12 protein-coding genes and 1 pseudogene are annotated in these 19,301 nt (G+C 32.6%); 2 read left to right on the top strand and 11 right to left on the bottom strand.

Going from position 1 to position 19,301, the window contains the following annotated elements; genetic code table 11:
* Window positions 1-17 precede the first annotated feature (17 nt).
* Window positions 18-1,280, top strand: coding sequence for a DNA phosphorothioation-associated DGQHR protein 1 (locus MKX14_RS07235; RefSeq protein ID WP_240282150.1), 1,263 nt, complete (start codon window positions 18-20; stop codon window positions 1,278-1,280).
* A gap of 466 nt (window positions 1,281-1,746) precedes the next feature.
* Here the strand turns inward: MKX14_RS07235 and dptH are convergent, their stop codons facing one another.
* From dptH to MKX14_RS07210, 5 genes and pseudogenes are all read right to left on the bottom strand, one after another.
* The gene (gene dptH, locus MKX14_RS07230; RefSeq protein ID WP_240282149.1) at window positions 1,747-6,900 is read right to left on the bottom strand and encodes a DNA phosphorothioation-dependent restriction protein DptH; all 5,154 of its coding nucleotides are present in this window, start codon (window positions 6,898-6,900) and stop codon (window positions 1,747-1,749) included.
* Window positions 6,881-8,194, bottom strand: a complete 1,314-nt coding sequence (gene dptG, locus MKX14_RS07225) for a DNA phosphorothioation-dependent restriction protein DptG (RefSeq protein ID WP_240282148.1) — start codon at window positions 8,192-8,194, stop codon at window positions 6,881-6,883. Before dptG ends, dptH begins: the two co-directional genes overlap by 20 nt.
* Window positions 8,194-9,804, bottom strand: a complete 1,611-nt coding sequence (dptF, locus tag MKX14_RS07220) for a DNA phosphorothioation-dependent restriction protein DptF (protein WP_240282147.1) — start codon at window positions 9,802-9,804, stop codon at window positions 8,194-8,196. Before dptF ends, dptG begins: the two co-directional genes overlap by 1 nt.
* 160 nt (window positions 9,805-9,964) lie before the next feature.
* A complete protein-coding gene (locus tag MKX14_RS07215; protein ID WP_240282146.1) occupies window positions 9,965-10,198 on the bottom strand; it encodes a helix-turn-helix transcriptional regulator in 234 nt (77 codons plus the stop codon).
* A 92-nt stretch (window positions 10,199-10,290) separates the two neighbouring features.
* Window positions 10,291-10,572: pseudogene (locus MKX14_RS07210) on the bottom strand (DUF932 domain-containing protein); the annotation flags it as partial.
* Between the two features lie 266 nt (window positions 10,573-10,838).
* Here MKX14_RS07210 and MKX14_RS07205 point away from each other — a divergent pair.
* A complete protein-coding gene (locus MKX14_RS07205) occupies window positions 10,839-11,429 on the top strand; it encodes a DUF805 domain-containing protein (RefSeq protein ID WP_032050375.1) in 591 nt (196 codons plus the stop codon).
* A 287-nt stretch (window positions 11,430-11,716) separates the two neighbouring features.
* Here the strand turns inward: MKX14_RS07205 and MKX14_RS07200 are convergent, their stop codons facing one another.
* The 6 genes from MKX14_RS07200 to MKX14_RS07175 form a co-directional block, all read right to left on the bottom strand.
* The gene (locus MKX14_RS07200; RefSeq protein ID WP_114172625.1) at window positions 11,717-11,986 is read right to left on the bottom strand and encodes a YkgJ family cysteine cluster protein; all 270 of its coding nucleotides are present in this window, start codon (window positions 11,984-11,986) and stop codon (window positions 11,717-11,719) included.
* Complete coding sequence (locus MKX14_RS07195) at window positions 11,983-13,611, bottom strand: DNA repair protein (RefSeq protein WP_240282145.1); 1,629 nt, start codon at window positions 13,609-13,611, stop codon at window positions 11,983-11,985. The genes MKX14_RS07200 and MKX14_RS07195 overlap by 4 nt, the downstream gene beginning before the upstream one ends.
* A gap of 67 nt (window positions 13,612-13,678) precedes the next feature.
* Window positions 13,679-14,758 (bottom strand): chemotaxis protein, encoded by a 1,080-nt coding sequence (locus MKX14_RS07190; protein WP_125739103.1) that lies wholly within the window; start codon window positions 14,756-14,758, stop codon window positions 13,679-13,681.
* A 116-nt stretch (window positions 14,759-14,874) separates the two neighbouring features.
* On the bottom strand, window positions 14,875-15,780 hold the full coding sequence (locus MKX14_RS07185; RefSeq protein ID WP_240282144.1) for a helix-turn-helix transcriptional regulator: 906 nt from the start codon (window positions 15,778-15,780) through the stop codon (window positions 14,875-14,877).
* A gap of 209 nt (window positions 15,781-15,989) precedes the next feature.
* Window positions 15,990-17,303 carry an McrC family protein gene (locus MKX14_RS07180; protein ID WP_240282143.1) on the bottom strand — a complete coding sequence of 438 codons (1,314 nt, stop codon included), beginning with the start codon at window positions 17,301-17,303 and terminating at the stop codon, window positions 15,990-15,992.
* Window positions 17,303-19,231, bottom strand: coding sequence for an McrB family protein (locus tag MKX14_RS07175; protein ID WP_240282142.1), 1,929 nt, complete (start codon window positions 19,229-19,231; stop codon window positions 17,303-17,305). Before MKX14_RS07175 ends, MKX14_RS07180 begins: the two co-directional genes overlap by 1 nt.
* Window positions 19,232-19,301 lie beyond the last annotated feature (70 nt).

Here is a 19,301-nt window from a genome sequence, read left to right as displayed (position 1 = left end):
TTTTGGATAAAAATAAAATGCAATTCCCAATTACTGTACCTGCACTAAAAGTTACCCAGCCTCTGGGAGATTTTTTCGCTGTTTCTCTTCCAGCAGAATTATTACTTGAAGTCTGCTTTAGTGATCGTATGAGAGCTGAGAAAACACTATTAGGCTATGAATTAAAGGGAACTCAACGCGATAAAAAAGATAGTCGTCTTCAACAAATTGCTGAGTATATTGACCGTGAAGACTCAGCTTTTCCAAATGCTATTATTTTAGCAGCAAACTTTCATACATCTGGTTTTACTATTGATGAGTTTCTAGAGTTAAACAGTGATGATGATTCATCCTTAAATAAAAATGAACTAGACATAGAAAAGTATAAACTATCAAATGCTAGATGGGTTATAAATCATATTACAGATGACCAAAATAGTTCTAATTATACATTAACCATTCCTTCTAAAGAAAAGCTTGCAGCAGTAATTGATGGACAACATAGATTATTTAGTTATACAAGTAATTATCTAAAAAACCCTGAACGATTAGAAATGCATCTTTTATGTTCAATCTATCTTGACTTACCAAAAGCCTATCAAGCAGACTTATTCGCCACAATTAACTCAACACAAAAGCCTGTAGATAAAAGTCTCACTTATGAATTATATGGCTACAATATCTCAGAAGAAAAATCAGAAAATTGGACACCAGATAAACTGGCCGTATTCTTTACAAGAAAACTAGCCACACTAGATGAATCACCGCTTAAAGGTAAAATTAAAATTGCACCCAAGACCGATGATGCTTTATCAGCAATACTAGAAGGAGGTAAATGGTCAATATCTACAGCTGTTGTTGTGGAAGGAATCATGAAGCTCTTCTCAACAAATCCAACTCGAGATTCTAATTTCCTTTTAAGTAATAAAAATTCAAAAAGAGAGATACTAAAACGTTCTCAGCGAAGAGATAGCTCAATCCTTAGAGAATATTATTTAGCTGGAAATGATAATTTTATATATACCATTATCCTAAACTATCTAAATTCTTGTGAAAAAATATTTTGGTCAAATGCTAAGCCTAATTCTTTTATTATAAAGACAGTAGGAGTGCAAGCCATATTCGACATATTAAGAAAAATTTTACCTGAAGCCCTATCAGAAAAAGATATAAGCCTAGATTTTTTCACTAGAAAGTTAGAACCTGCGGCAGAATTAACATTTACTGAAGACAAATTTAAAAATGCTTCAGGATCTGGTCGCAGTATTATCAGGAAAGCTATTGAGGATAAAATATTCTAACAAAGAGGCTGCCTCAAAAAGGCTAAATATGATTAAAAATTACAGCAACATGCTTAATATATAAGCATGTTGCTGTTTTATTCAATCGAATTATGTATTTATTAAATAAATTTAAAGGAGAAAATTTGTTTTTAGACTCACTCTTTTATGTTTATCACAAACACAAACCAAATAAAGACCCTAATAAGTCTGAAGCACTACGAAGAAAAGCGGCTTCTTCAAATATCTATTATCAGCTTCATATAACTTAATAATTCGTTCCCCACTTATATAAAACTCTTGACCTAATCTCTCTAAGATAAAATAATATTTAAAATACTCCTCTAATTCATAATCATGCATAGTTAAATTATATCACTAACACAATATCAAAATTTCTGCAGCTAAAAAAGCTGCAGAAATTTGCTGTTTACGTAATTGGACCTCAGTGAATGTTGACTCACGATTATCTAATTCTTTTTCCTTCTTAAGAAACTTCACGTTGCTGACACAGCTCCCAGAAAGCTTTGTCTTTCATTTTCACAAGTTTCTTATTCCCATCGATATATAAACTATAATGCTTATCGAGTTTACGAATTGTTTCCATCAAATTTTCTTGCTCGGATTTATCATCAATATTAAATATTGCTTTAATATCGGCATTGCTGATCTGCGCCACCCGATGAATCACCCAAGTTAAAATATACGCAGAATAGTTATTCTCACCTGTTTTAAAGTGCATAATATCTTGTGTAGACAAAATTAGACCCACACCATATTCACGTCCCTCTTTAAGGACTTTACGTAAACTTGGGAAGTCTTGGGACATAAAGTTATCAGCTTCATCCACAAGAATCATCTTCGTAATCTGTCTATAGTCACCTTGAACTTGTGGTTTACCTTGTTTCTGCATTTGTGAATAAAAAAGATCCAAAGTTAAAGCTACAACAAGATTTTGAACTTGAGGTGTAAATCTAGCTAATTCAATTACTAATACACCCTCTAATAAATCGTAGAGGCTTGAACACTTATTGTGATCTGGCTCAAAAATCTCTAAGTCATTTAAACTTTCAAGTGCAGCATATAAAGAATCTATAGATGGATCAGTGGCTTCAAATAAATTCCAAATATCCTTAATTGTGGGTGCTGATAAATGCCATGTAGCTGAATCTGATTTATCAATACCTGCTTGCTCATAAGCATCTAATACCAATTTACGTAATGTCGCCTGCTGTTTAACACCTAAACTAAAAGCTTTAGCCATTGTTTCAGCAAAACCACGAGCCGTATGCACAGGTAGTAATGGTGTATCTCCAAATAAGCTAAGAGGGTTAAATGGCAACTTATAAGGTATGTATTTTTTTACAGCATTAATTTGAACAAACAGATCATCTACATAATCTGATTTGTAATCAAAAATTAGCATGCCTATAGGAGCTGAATTTACATTGGACTCTTGATTTTGCATCAACTGAGTAATGAGCGACTTAGTAAATTGTGTTTTACCTGTACCCATCGTGCCAATAATCCCTGTATTAGTATTCATAAACTTAGCAGTATTGGTAGGCTCCCAATATAACTGTTCATGAGTAATAGCATTTTCACCAAAATGCGCACGTAAAGGACCATCATAGATAGAAATTTGAGGAACAGGCATCCTTATAATCTCAGTGGCCTCAGGTTGTTTAATTTCAGTACTTGAATCTAATAAATTCTGCTGATGTTCTTCTTTTAAATTACTTTCTTGAACTAAATCTTCAAAAATTATGTGTCGTTCATTACCTATCTCTGATGAATCTGAAAGATCAATCTGTGAATAGTTTGTATTACCATTAAGGATATAAGAGTCTGGAATATTAAATAAGTGCTTACTGTCAGCCTCTTCAAGCAAAACTTTCAAAGACGTAGAAATAAATTTATTTTGACAAGCGCCTGGTAGTTTGATTACAAGAATATCATTTTCTAAATTAAATTTTTCTTGGAAGAAGGTATCACTTTCTACAAAGGCTAATACAAATCCTTTCGGATAATTTTTGATATTAGCTATCTGATAATTACCTCCTAACCACCATTCTCGATTTTGAAGCAAACCATCAAAGTAATTTTCAGGATAGGTCTGGTAAAGCTGATACTTCTCAACCTGCATCATAATTTGTCGAATGAATAAACCTCGATAAATATATCCCATCAAATCCTGACGACCGAATAAACAAGTTTCTAGATATTTTTTTAACTTTTCCGCTTGGAGAATTCCCTTATCATGTCTTTGCTTTTGACCAACTTTTACTTCTAATGGTAGTAAATACATCTGTTGATCTTTAAACCCAACAAATACTACATCATCAGAAATGACACCATATTTTTCACCCTGACAATAAGTGCTAAAGTCAGATTCACTCATTTTTAAACCAATATTGCCAGAGACTCGGATCATTTCAGCAACGCTGAGTGGCACCCAAGTAATATCACTCTTGTAAAGAAGTGAATTAATATACTTATAAGCAGCAATAATACTTTTCTTTTCTCGTCGGTCTTTCTCTGGAAGAGTCAGCATCTTTAAAAGCCATTCGCCGTTAAAAGCATTGAATTCATCAATTCGTCCTGCTTGACCTTGACTTAAAATTTGATCATAAAGGTCACGGCGCTTGGTTACAGTGATTGCATCATAATGCGCAGAATTTGTATAGTTATCAGAATAATGAATTAACACAACATCCTGTTTGGCTTTGAAAAAGTCCAAAGTTACTTTCGGATCAATAATCACTGTCCACAGACTATCCTCATAGGCCCGATCAAGTAATTGTTGTAACTGATTTGATACTTTTAATGCTAACCCATTGGACTCATAGAAATTCTGATTTTTCCATGCCGCATGACTTAAAGCACTATAACGCTGAACGATCTGAAGTAGGGGTTTATCACATTGGATTCCTTTTAAGCCAGCTGTCGTGAAATATGTACTTTGCTGATTATAGGAGGTATCCCCAGCTAATAACCCATTACAAGCAATTCCTGTTTTTTCTGCTTTTAAATCGACATGAGCTACTTCAACAGGGGTATTATTGCGTATAAATGTCAGGTGAGCATACTCAAAATTAGCTTCTTCATTAATTTCAAATTTGCTATATGTAATCCGTCTGCGAATAACATCAGCAATTTGATCTAGACTATTATCCAATAATGATAGCTTACAGAGTTGCTTAAGCTGCGTTTGACTAACTGTATCAGCAACTATATCAAAGTATGTCGTCTTTAACTCATCGTCATATAGATTAACATGAATATTAGGGACATTTTGAGGCTTAAGTTTTTGAACAAAACCAACCAGGCCTAGGAATAGCTCCTGATTATGCCCATTATGAATTGAGTTTATTAATAATGTATCTCTTTCACCTTGATTGAATAAAATCTTAAAAGCCTCTACAAACTCTGTTGTTTTTTGTCGAACCAATGGTCGAATATATTTTAACTGAGTCTGTTTCTGTGGAATCACCTGAATCCACATAGGATGTTCAACAACAGCTTGGCTATAACTAAATTCATGTTCAACATGCCAGTTGAAAGGAATTAATCCTTCTGCATTTAAGCGTCTTAGAGTTATTGCATGTAAGGTCTTAAAAGAATCTGTAGAATCATTTAAACATTCATTTATTAAATTTAAGAAATAGGAAAGGTTTAATGGATGAAATGGGGTAATATATTCCACCCCATCTAGCTCACAGAATCCAAGATTCACAAGAATTTTTGACTCACGTGAAAGCATTCTCTCAGTGGGGATGGCAAGAATAAGTTTCACATATTCTGTAACTATTCGATTCACCACTAACCTGAATTCTGTACCCCATGAAACTAAACTTAAAGTTGTATTTTTGTCTTTTAAATAGCGGTAAAGCTGCGTATAAGCCATGCTTAGTGCAGGATAATCGGATGCTAAATCATCAATTAAAATCTCAGCGCCACGAATAGTACTTGTAGACAATACTTTTTTAGAAACAAGCTCTATTTCTAATTCTAGTAACTTTTTATATTCTTTCTTAGCTCTATATTCTCGACCTGAGAAGGATATTCTTGAATTTTTCGCATTATAAATCCCAAACACTTGATCATCAAAGAAATCTTGATATGATTCCGGGTTGAAAATTAGAGGTAGATTTAGGCTTGAGACTGAAAGAATACCCTGTATTTCAAAAGTTAAAGTGTACTCATTACTCTTTAAAATAAAATTAACTTGTTCTTCTGTATTTAGAGGTTTATCAAAATCTATAGCACCGAATTCACTCGTATTTATAATCTCACCACATTCAGATAAGGTATAAGTTGTACTAATGGATGAATCGAAAGTGAATTCGGATTGGTCTGTCTCAAGAATGATCAATTCTTTATTAGGTACTATAAGAAATTTATCCCTAAATGTACTCACTGGGAAAATATTTTCTGGAATTAATAGTACTCTAAATTTGAAGCATTCTTTCGGCTTCGCCCTTTTAATTTCAAAATTAAGATATTTGGGTGTTCCATCAAACTCAGTTTCTAAACTAATAACTGTCTTTTTATTAAAACGATTATTAACTCTAAAATTAAAAAGCTTCTTAAATTTATTTGATATTTTTATTTCATCTTCAGAAAGCTGCCCCTTTATGAATACAATATCAAAGTTTATGAATGTTTGATTAGGGGCAATTTCTAGAATCAAATGGTGGTCACGACTTGCCGAACTATTTTTTTGTGAAGTAATTCCTTTGGTTCGGTGATATTTTTTTAACTCATAAGTATTCAATTCAGAAAACTCTATAAGATCTATAGAGTTTTTTTCTCTTTCTTGCTGACATTCACCGAAATCTAAAGTCTTTTTCCATGACTCTAAATCATCATTAGAAAAAAATTTCTCAATAAATTTTTCACTGAAATCTAAATCGACTAGCTTTTCAATATACTCTGTTGGGAATTGTTCAATAATATATTCTATATCTTCCTTAAGTCTTTTATTTTCATTAAGCCTTTTCTCAATTTGATTAATATTACATTCACTCCAACTTTCTAGTGCAGAATCGTTTAAATAGCCAAGTTCATTAAACTCTATATTTCCATCTTGAACAGCATTGAATAGCTCTCTAAAGCCGAACATAGTGGCTCCATCAGCACAAATCAACTCAAACTGATGACTTAAAAGATGCTTAGATATCTCATGTTCTTTGAAAGAACTTTCATCTATAAACCCTAATAAAGCCACATAAATTGCTTTAGTATTCCAAATATTCCCTGGCAAAGTTAAATCTCTAGATGAATTATTTAATGTGTCTAAAGATGAGTTATGTATGATGAGTAAAATAGAATTCTTAAAGTTTCCTTTTTGACTTGATACATGGTCTCTCAAATAGGAAATATAATTTTCTGAGTATCCAGGAGCATCATCAGAATGAAGTACTGGTATAATCCTAAAACCATTTATTAAAAAATATTTAATTTCTTGATTATCTAAATAGAATGATAATTCTGATTTACGGCAAAAAGCTTCAAAAAGTTTAAGGCTATTTTTATCATCTGGTGATTTAAAGTGGAGTTTCTCACTGATGCTTAAGTAATTTTTTGCCCAGTCAAAAAATAATTCAACTAGAAAATCTTCATATTGTTTTTTTGACATAAATTGCATCCCCACTATCACTCATTTTTTCAACATTCCCCAAACGCTCATAAAAACTAACTAATGCTTTTCTACTTTCCTTATCAAAGAAAATTCCTCGAAACTCTAATCCTGTAATAACATCATATAAACGTAGCTTCTCTCTCTGACCAATCACTAAATTCGTTAATAGCAATAAATATTCTTGAGCAAGTACAAATACCGTGCCGGCACTTCCCCTAGTCTGTGTAAAAGGTTTTAAAATAATATTTTTTATTGCACGAACAACATTTGAATTTCGACTTGCTCTCGTTTCACCTTTTGAAAATTGAGCCTTAAATAAATGTTGTAATGCTTCAAGTGCCGAAACCACATTATCAAATTCATTATTATTTATTTTTAAACGTCTATTATCAGCAAATGCTTGATAGTAACTCTCTAAGTTTTCAAGATCAGTATCGGTTAACTGCGTTACTAATTTCCATAAAGGTAATTTTTGACCTTTATTATTCTGTAAACCTTCACAGAGAGCTAAAGTTGGAAATATCGAATCTAATCCCTTTTCTACTAACTTATAGCCGCTTCTTTGCAGTAAAGCCCGCTCTCGGCTTGCTTTTTCGCTGTCTAATATAAAATAACAGTCTTTGATAGATGGTGCATCAGCCTCTTTCCAACCATTAATCACGATAGACAATTGGGCTGTATATAAGAATGTATACAACTCCAAAAATAGTTGAATATTTTCTAAAAAATATTTTGAATAATTCGTTAAAAAAATTAAGTCTTCAGCAAAAATATTAGAAAGCTGTGGTAGATAAGAGTGTAAAGCTTCATAATCTGGTAAGCGGCTGGGAAAGGAGTTTTCAAATGTCTCATAAATTCTCTGCTCTATAAAATTAAGATTATTTACATCATTTTTATAGATAAAATCTTTCTTAAATAAAGTTTTTAAAAGACTTACTATTCGCTTTTCAGCTGATAGATTCAGACTATCATCAGATAATGAAAAAATACGTAATTTAGGTGAAATCTTAGCAATATTATTTTTTAAAAAATAAATATCATTGACCATTGCCCAAGCTTGTTGATCTTGGATTTCATTTTTAAAATTTTGCTCAAAGATTGCATGAAATTTCTTCAAATCTTCTTCAAACTTATTTAATTTTTTCTCTGAGAGTAATCCATATAACTCACTTAAAAATAAGCTCGTTACATGCTCCCAATTGAAGTCATTACTATTTTCATTAGTACTGATAGGATAGAAGCTGGCCATACTATTACTTGTTGGCCTTAGATCAGCTATCAAACTCACCATCAATATTCCACCTCTATACAATCATCTTCACGAATAAATTTAATTTCATTCGAAATAGACTTAAAATTAATTTGATTAGACTTATTGGCAAAATTAAGTAACCTATTTACGATTTCATTAAGCATAACAACCACACTTCTGTCATTTTTATTTGGTCTATATCCAGCTCTAAGTCTGCTTAATAGTTCATACAAATTAATATCTACACTAAATTGTACCGTAGGATCACTTTCTTCTTCTGAAAAGTCCTTAATCCGGATGTAAACAACAAAATAGCCTTTACCATTTTTAGGCTGCTTTTTTTCTATAGCAGAAAAATCAGGGCCAAGTTTCAAATGTGAAATTACTTTATATTCATCATATTCAGAGATTAAAAATTGATCATCCTTTAAGTAGGGTGCTTTTTTGTTAATATACCCCCTAATCGCATTAATGAGTTCTTTATTATAAAAATTTCGTAGTACAGATTTTGATTTAACCGAAACATAATAAATATGATGCCTATAAATATTTAAATAATTCAATAATAGGTTTTCAGTAAAATCATCAGTAAAATTTTTATGATAATTATTTCCCAAATCCAAGAATTTTAATATATAAAACAATCTTATATAAGATGTTGAGTCTTTTAAATCCTCAATCATTAACTCAGCTTTTAATTTCAGCTTAAAAACCTCAAAATCATTCGGGAGGCTATCAAGTTCATAACCAATGACAAATCGATCGATCGTCTTTGTTCTTAATCTAGATGGATCAAATTCACTTGATTTTTCTAAAATTTCATTTTCATTACAGTTGAATAAGTTGTTAAATAAATAATCTTTTTTCGCAATTAACTCATAGATTAGATCTAAAAATGTTCTTGCTGTAATAAATTGATTTCTAAATAATCTAATTTTTAATAATAATTCAACGAGTACTTTTTGTACCTGTTCATTGCATAGTAATTTATAATTGACGAATTTAAACCGATCCTTACTGTTTAAACCTTCAGGCCCATCTTTTAGAAAGAGCTGATAAAGTTCAGATGAGGGGCAAGTAATTCTCTGTAGAAGTCTAGTAATAAATTCGCTCTTATACCCATCTTCAGTGATTTCAAACTTCGGATAATCTTCAAAATTTATAAAATTGACATCATCTGAATTTTCTTTTAATTCTAAATATTTTTTAAGTTTTTCACGGATATAAAGATTTTCCGCTTCTTCAGCATAGTTACCTAACATCCCAATGTTAATGCCAATCACTAAAGAATGGTTCCCCGCTTCAAACTCTCTAAAAACCTTATTTAGGGTCCCAATAGCTGTATCATGCGGCTCAAAACTATGTGTAGCATCTAAATGAAATTTGATATGGGAATTGCCATACTTTTGCTTAGCTCGAAGGAGTATTTCCGACTTACCATCACCGCTACTTCCACATAGAAAAATAACTTTTTTAGTTTGGGAGTTTCCTGCTATTCCTGCTAATAGCTCCATAACATCTTTTTCAATAGGCATATCTACATACAGATTTTCTTTTATATTAACTAAATTTTCATCTAGATCGTGTTCTGTAGATACCGCATATGATGAAGATTTTGACAACACACCCAATGCATCAACAAACTTCATAATACCCTCGACATGCTATTGATTAATATTAGATTTATATTATAAATTTATTCAATCTAACACAGAACAATCTCTAAAGGGAATTAATACTATTCTTAAACAGTAAATTAATTTTAGAAATACTCTCTCTTTAAAGATAAAAAAAGGGAGCAAAGGCTCCCTATTCTTCTCGTTTTTCTAACTTACTCTCAATCCACTGATGAATTTCCCAGGCAGACCAACCGATACGCATTTCAGTCAACCTTACTGGCTTAGGAAATGTAGGATCATAGTACTTTGATTCCTTGTTAATCATTTCATAGATTTTTGATTTACTAAGAGCAGTAAATTCAACTACATGCTTAATATTAATGATTTGGTTCATCTGAAAAGTTTGACCTATGAACACACTCATGATGTTTCTCTCCTAATCAATGAAGCGAGCGCATTTCGCTCAAACAATAGGTCATTCCTGTAAAAAACCACTTTCTACTTAGATGAAGGATCTCAAGTAATCAATCGTAAAACTTGCTCTAAACCACGTTGTTTAAGTACTCCACCTGCACCAAACCAAGCTGAATTGAGACGATGGTCCCGGCTCATAGCACGACGTTCGTGGTCAATAAATTCTGTCATCGAACAGAGTAATCCATAGGCAGTATCTTTAGCTGAAGAGAGGCTTGCTCCACGCCCCTGTCCATTAAACATCTCCATAGCTTTACTCATGGATTTAGCATTCGGTTCAGATTTTTCTTTGCCATTGGCTTGAGTAGCCACATCACGGTAAAACCAACGGTGAAATCATTAAAGCTGGCAATATAAATTTCATAAATGCACCCATGATCATTTTCCTTATATAAATAAGTGTTTCTTCAATTGACCTGTACATGCGTTGCAACGCTGTACATCTCTCTTAGAAGTAATATGTATTTAAATTTTATTTATTTTTTATATTTTTAACATGCTCTTCCTAACTGGACACAACCTGTCAATTCCCCTCAATACACTCGACTAAACACATTTAATAAAGATTACAACATCATCATGGGGTCAATATGAAAGGCATTGTTCTTGATTTTTCCGTCCAAACTAATACTGGAATTATTTCAGGCGAAGATACGAAACGTTACCACTTCACTGGTTCAGAATGGAAGGAAACTATATCGCCACAACGTGGTCAAAAAGTCGATTACGACATTAATGAACAAGGACAGGCAGTGGCGATTTATTTTGAGATAAAGGCAACCTCTACCTTTTCAACTCAAAATACAGAGCAATCATCAAAAAATGAAGATGATTACAACCCATTTGATTGGTTTGCCAAAGGCTTAAAAAATTATGCTAACTTCAATGGACGCGCAAGACGAAAAGAGTTCTGGTTTTTTAATTTAGGGGTTGTCCTTTGTAATATGCTTGCCATGATTTTAGATGCGATCTTCGGAACAGAATTTTTATTTTATGCCTTAGTTTACTTGGCTACTGTAATACCAACACTCGCTGTAAGTAGCCGTCGTTTACATGATATTGGAAAATCAGGTTGGTGGTATTTAATTAGTTTAACCATCATCGGTATATTCTTGCTGATCTACTGGTGGGCAAGTGAAGGTTCTTCGAATCGCAACCAATATGGTGAACCTGCCAAATAAAAAGTTCATGCCCTTTCTATACGAAAGGGCAGTTTTCATTTTTATATCAAATAATACACATCATAAATATAAAGCTTTATCTTAGGTTATACCATGACTCAATTCTTGGATATGAATCACATTAAATGTGATCTAATAGAAAATAAATTTACTATCCTATTCTTAATTTTGTTCCGCCTACTACAACTTAACGCTCGATAAATCCAAAGATTCAAGGCATCAGGGTAATTGGATGGACCGTTTTGAATTTTTGGAGAAAGATAAAGAAATTTTTTGCATTATTTAATCTACTCATTTTTATCTAATTCACTTAATTGCTTACAGGCAATCAAGTTAAGTTCTATAAACTCATCCCACGTATACTGTTTTTTGAAATATTGCTCATAAAAGATATCTACCCGACACACGGCAGGACGATGCTCATAGATAGTACATAAATGTGTATTTATATCATGATGACGGCAAACACCATCACCACGATCAAGATAAGCTGTCAATTCCGAAAAGTTCACATGTCTACAACATACCCCACACTGAGTACAAGGGAAATTGCTCATTTTCTTGCCAAACCTAACAACCAGTTTTGTGTACTTTCAACATTTCCCATTTCAAGAGGTAATTTAATAGACTGTTTTTCAATCTCTTGTTTTAGAATGATATTTCTTTCCATCTCATCTGTAGCAGAACTTAAATTTCTTGCAAAAATTGAGAGTTGATTTATATCAATTCCAAATTCAAGTTGAGTTAACTCAAGCACATAACGATCAAGTTCAATATTAATTTCTTTAAAGTGGTCTAAAACCTTTTCATATTTATTTTTAATTTGATCTAAATATACCCAAAATTTTTGCATAGTTTGGTTTTGTTCAATAAAGTAATTTAAGCCCAATATCACGATACCACTTGATAATGCACTTATAAATGTAGAAATTTCATTCCCCAGTGGTAATGTTTTTAAACAAACCAAACTTTCATTTACAACCATACCAAGAAGAAGACCAACACTTGCTGAAAGAATTTTAAACGTTGCTTTAGTAAGCTGCCCTGTGGTTAAATTTTCAGGATTAAAGAAAACTAGCTTAGTAACATTGACAATATTAAGCCAACTTTCACGAATAATTTTGCCCCACAACTTAGCAGTTGTCAGGAAAATATTTATAATTGTTGTTGTCAAGCTAGCAAAAAAACCAGATAACGCACTTTCCATAAAATGCTCAACAATATCCTTAAAACGTACTTTCACTCTTTCAACAATATTGATTAAAATATCCTGTAGGTCTTTAAAAAAAATAGAAATTTTAAACTCAATATTCTTATACTTTTTTAATAAAGTAGGAATATTCTCTTTGAATTCGAACCAGATTTCAGCAAGAATAAGTCCCACTGACTCTCTTAGTCCCATATTAAGACCTTTAACTTTTGCTGCCTCAAAACTGTTTTTAAAAAATTTGGTACTTTGATAATACGTATTAATATACTTTTCATTATTTGCCCTTGCTTCCTGATCAACTTTTCTCATACCATGCTGATCAGTCTGTTTTAATTCACCTAAGGCTTGCTGTTTCTTTCTAATTTTATCCTGTAATTGTTGATATAGATGCTTCTGTTGAGGAGTATCTTGTAGCATCGTCTTACATTTATGTTCTAACTTGCTTAATTCAACTTCACGGTTTTTAATTGTTTGAGGTAAATTTTGCAAAAATTTATCTACAGAATATTGTTTCTTAGTTCTGTTAATACTACTTACAGTTGAAAATAAATTAGAATCTTTATTAGCTAAAACCACACCATCCAGTTCAGCTAAAATACGCCCAGCATCATTATGAATTTCATACGCTGAAATCACATGATCAAGGTCCCGCTTGTCTTTAGATCCTAAATTTTTATTTTTACGATAATGATCTTTTAAGCTCCCCTCCTGCTGTAATTTTTTGTCTTGATGCCCCTTTTTAATATAGTTTACATCTTGATGATAGGCATCTGAATTATATTCTTCTCTATTTATATACTTTTGTTTTTCTTCAACCGTTGCCCAAATTCCTTGACGTACATTATATACTGTATCAACATCACCACCTTTCTTATCTTCTAGTAATAAAAAATCAAGTCCGAACGTCGTAACCAAACTCCTAGTTATTACTTGATTAATCTCTTGTGTCCAATCAAAAACTTTTACTGACATATAGTGTTCCTTTTACTTTGCTCTTTAACTTTTATACAAACTAAAGAGCAAACCCTTTATAAATTATTTAGTTAGCAGCCTTAAAGTTTTGTTTGGTTTCCTCAAGAATTTCTGTCAAACCTTCTTTATCTAATACCTGCATGCCATCCTTATCAGTTAAAATTTCTGGATTACCATCTTTATCTATAAGGATCTTTCCATCTATATCAACTTTTAGTTTAAATAAAGGCTTTGAAATTAGTTTTGCCATGATCGCTGCTAAACTTATACCATTTTGAATAGTTAAATTAGCTTCTTCTACAATAGCTATAATTTTCTCCTCATCACCTTGTTTTACAATCTCATTAACTTCTTGTAATTTATATACATATAAACCAAATACCTCATAAATTTTTTCCAATTCTGCTTTTATTTGTTCTGAGTAATAATTTACATTTACAAGTTGACGTTTAGCTTTAGCCATTGTACTAACTGCACGTTCAACTTGTTTTTCCACATCTTCAGCATTTTTTAATGCTTTTGAACCATGCATACCATAAGCAATCCCAGCGACGGCTAATACAGGAGCAACTACAGCTCCTCCTAATACCATCGCACCACCAGCCATTCCCCAACCGCCAGCAGCTAATGAACCTCCTCCAATAGCGGCCATAGTAGCATTATATGCAGCTACGCCAGATAACGCTGCTATAGGAGTACCTGTGGAAGCTGCACCTAATGCTAATACCCCACCATAAACTGCAAATCCAGTTGCAGCTCCAGAAACTCCTCCAGCAACAACGGTCTTCAAATAATCTGTTGCACTAATTGCAACTTCTTTGATTTGGTTCAACTTATGCTGAGGAATATCCAATGTAATATTCCCTAATTTCTTAAAATTATTATTTTGTAGAATCTCTTCAATCAATTTATCAAATTTCGCAAAATCGGCGCCAATTCTTAATTCTAAATCTCCTAGTTTTTCTAAAGAAAAACTAGCATCTTCATTCGCCTTATCAAGGCTGTTTCTATATTTTGTATATCTATCTTTTGCTTTTACAAGAATTTCGTCCGCATCATTTTTTTTCTTATGTCCATCATAAGCTTTTTTGGCTCCCACAGCTGTAGCTGCTGCTGCTGCACCAATTAGAAGAAAAGGTAATGGCATGATAATATCCTTTTTAACAATATTAAGTTTAAGGGGGAGTTATACCTACTAAAGATTAGCTAATTAAGAAAACATATTTAGAATTACTTAAATTACTAACCTTTAAAGTTCAATTTTTAATTATTCATATCTAAATATTTTTTTAATTCATATTCTAACCTCTCCTGTAATGGTTCTGGATTTACAATTTTAATATGTGGAATCCAATAACGAACTAAAGGTAAAAGCTGTTGAAAATGATTAATCCGGCACGAAATTAAAAGTGCTCCATCATCTAATTTTTTAATTATTTTTTGCTCAGGAAACAAAATTCGTTGTAAAAAATATATAGCTACATCAGGACTAACAGTTAGAATTACTTCTGTCTTTTCTGAACCGAACCAGATACTGTCTTCAGTGTCTAATAACTGTAATATTTCAGAATTATGTTCAAAAATATGGTCATGTAAAATAATTAGATCTCGAATATTGCTTAATCGATAAGTTTTTAGTTTTCCTTGTTCAGTAGCTGCTAAATACCAAGTACCATGGTGGTGAATCATTTTATATGGATGCACATATCTAATCACATTTTTATAAAAAAAATGAATTTGTTTGCCTTGCTTTATAGCATTATCTAATTGTTGAAAATTTTCTGTAAAAAGCGTTGTATCTTCAAATGTATAACCTTTTGCCGAAAAGGTCTGTGGATTCTTTTGGTCCAAAAGCCCGCGTAAAAAAGGAACATTCAATTTAGGATATAATTTTTGGATACCAGACAAATGAGCAAAATGGACTATATCATGTACTCCATAATTACCTAGAGCTATTGGTTTTAAATAGATTTTTTTCGTTTCCTCATCGCGCACAATAGGTAAATCTGTAATCTCCAAACGTTCAAAATCACGTTGTATAGTACGAGGATGCGTTTTAAATTCCTGCGCCAAATCTTGGATACTCAGTTTTTCACCTGAATTTAATTTCACAATAATTTTGACTAAACGCTCTGCCAATCTTTCATGAGTTGAAAGAATCGTTTTCATATTTACCCCGATATCTACCTCATTTATTTCGCTAGAAATCTTTAAGATGCTATACAATCTTTTAGATATTAGAAAGTTTTAAAGCCATCTTTTATTTTAAAATATCTAACATGTTCTATTTTTACTCATCATACTGACAGGTGGTGTCATTTACTCTAATTTTTTAATATTTTTTTAAAATTAAAGGTTCTCTTTAAATACCTTTATAATTATTTTATTGAGAAATAATTATCAATTATAGTTGACTGTGGCACCAATAATTTTCGTGTTTTTAAGCAAAATGGCAATACCCATAACCTCATTCCTTTTGACTTAGGAAATTCGAAAACATCTAGTACATCATTAAAAGTATCCGTTTTTGGATAAACTAGTATTATATCTCCATTACCATCAAGATAATGATGACCATAGGCATATAATTGATAAAAATCAGCTTGGCTTAATTGATACTTCTCACGTCCATTCTTCTTCGATGAATCTAATAGCTTCCATTTTGTATCTAAGACTAAATATGTAGTACCTCTTAGTTGAACCAGTAAATCTGGATTTAATCGAAACCAATTTTGATTATTATGTTGAACTAAATATTGGCTACGTGCCTGTGCCTTTAAACTAAAACCTTTCTCTAATTGCATTGATAAGTGCTTTTCAACATAAGCTTCAAAAACTGCCTCCATTGGAAACAGTAAAGATGGAGCATAATACTGTCCCGAACCTGTTAATGGTGACTCTTCATTCAAAATAAGACATGCCCACGCCAAGGCTTGTGCATAATAGCTCATTCCTCTATCCAGCCTAATTTTTTGAATATCTGTTTTAATTTGTGTAGAAATAGGAATATCTGTAAAAGCAAAATCTAGTTCACGAGCTAAGCGTTGGTTTAACTGCGTTTCCGTTAAAAGTATAACCTGACGTAATGCTGAACGTATTAATCGATTTTCAGGTCGATCATTTATAAATTCATCATATTCTGTAAAAAAACGATCCGCTCTAAATAGGTTTTGCTGTAAATGGGATGATAATTTAAGCTTTCCGCGTAAAGCGGATAAATTACCTTGTCGTCTAAGATAATCACTCCTCATACCACGTTTAATAATAATTCCAACTTCTTGTAGAAACTCGCTTATAAAGATTTCAGGTAAAGGCATACGAGTTGCTGAAAGTTTTGCACTATCAGTTTTAATGTGCCGAAACTCTTTTAAACAGCACAACATATCAATCAATAATTGACGGACTTCTATAGTACTGTTGACCATAGCCTTACCAATTTTTGGAAGTACTTCTATCTGGAATCCATCTGGAGCACGTATTACCCCCACGAAACTAGTCACCTGTATAACATGGTGGCCTCGGCGTTGCGTCCATCTTAGCCAAGGTGCATTCCCAACATCTGCAATACGTAAACATTGTTCTCTTAACCAATCAAACACTTTTGTTGGAACAATGTGTACGCCTTTGCTATCTGATGCAATCTTATCGGCAGTTGTTAATGCATCAAATTCATATATTGTTAAACAAGTCATTACTGAAACAACGTTTGATAAATACTTATATATGCATTTGGGTTCATAAAAGATGAATCCTGAAGCACATAAGATGGTTTAATATCATAAGGCCCCATACCATGATTATTGCCGAATAGATTATTTAAATTCTCTTCATGTTCTTGAATTTCAATTATAAATTTTTCCTCATTAACTTTCTGATTATCTCCTAAAACCAAGCGGATCTTTTGCCAGTCTTCAAAAAAATATTCTTCAAGCAAGGGAATAATACGATTCTTAAATATTAGAGATAATGCTTTTAATCTTTCAACACCATCAGGGGCTTTAATTAGGGAAGTAAAATAAGCATGTCCTATAGAATGATCTCGATCATAAAGTACTTCTATACGTTGATTAATAGCAGATAACATCTGAGAAATATTTATGACTTGTTCATCTACTACAACGTGAAGTCCACACAGTGGAGCATTCGCTTCATTACGAACATCAGGATAAACAGGCTCAAATTCAAATCTTCTACGTAGTGCAGTATCCAAGAAAGCTAAAGATCGATCAGCTGTATTCATCGTGCCAATAATATCGACATTAGATGGAACTGAGAATAATTCACCTGAATATGGCAAAATAACAGAAATTTCATTTTTCTGCCCTTCACGCTTATCTGGCTCAATTAAGGTGATTAATTCACCAAATATTTTACTAATATTACCCCTGTTAATTTCATCTATAACCATAGCAAATCTTTGGTTTGGTAACAGTTTTGCTTTACGGCAAAGTTCCTTGAATGCTCCAGATTTAATCTCGTATTTAACAACATCTGATTCATTATCATCTAATACAGGACGCAAGCCTTCTACAAACTCTTCATAACCGTAGGATTGATGGAATGTAACAAAACTATGATGGCGTATAATTTCTGGAGAATGAGTACTACCTTTTCTATAAACATCCATTAATGCAATAAGATCAGCACAAGCCTCTCTCCATTCGCCTGCCAGCCTCCAAAATGACTCTTCATCTTTATCAAACACTTGAGGACTAAAACGTAACTTTTGCTTAACGGTAGAAGAATCATCAATAGTACGCTCTTGTAACGTAGTCCAAAGGGTTTGTCTTAGATAATCTTTACGACCTTTCGTTGATACTATTGCCTCAATAAAAGGATGCTTCAATAGTTGGCTAACACTTGCTTTTCCACCTAAATCTAATAAAGCTAGAACTACTCCTTCCCACCATTTCAATGCTGCAACTTTTTCTTCAATAAATTGAGCTTTCCATTCTTCTTCAGACATCGCTGTCATTTGCACTTCGTAATCTTGCTTTAACAGTTTAGATACTTGATATGTCTTACCCGTGCCTGGCGGGCCATAGTAAATACGATTAAAGGGCTGTGTAATAATACCCTCTCCCATAAATTGGTCCTCATCATTGAAAGTGTCATTGTTTTGCTCTGCTCTCATATTTAGCTTAGATACAAGCTCATCATAAGTAAGAGAGAATTTTTGGATAGAGTCTATACTCCAATCAACCAACTCATCTAACGATTTAGACAATCCTTCGGACTTGGAAATCATTGCTATAATTGGGGAAGAGTTATTATATTGCCCTCGTATAGAAAAATATTTTCGACGAGTAGGATCTTTATCATTGAGATTAACCGTATCAATTTTGACAACAAACCCCTCAACATCTATACCAACTGTATAAGCAATTTTTTCTGGAGAATTCTTCGTTGGATATATACGTGCCCAGTTATATGCAAAAAAAGAGTTTGCCCGACTCGTTGGACGCTTACGAACTTTGACATAACCTTCAGGAAATAGCTTAGCCTTTACTTTATTCGCCCACAGCTCTGTTATTTCATATGCTCTTTTGAGTTCATCATACGCAAGATTCTGCTCCTCATTAACATTATCCCTCTTTTGTTCTTTCCATTGGTCTAACAACCGAAAGTGTTCACTCGTGAAGCTGTCCACCATCCAATAGTACCCTAAAAAATTATTTATTTATCAAAAA

Source organism: Acinetobacter pittii, from assembly GCF_022449185.1.
GTDB classification, from domain to species: domain Bacteria; phylum Pseudomonadota; class Gammaproteobacteria; order Pseudomonadales; family Moraxellaceae; genus Acinetobacter; species Acinetobacter pittii_I.
Note: the sequence above shows the minus strand (reverse complement) of the source record. Positions and strands in the feature narration are given on the sequence as shown.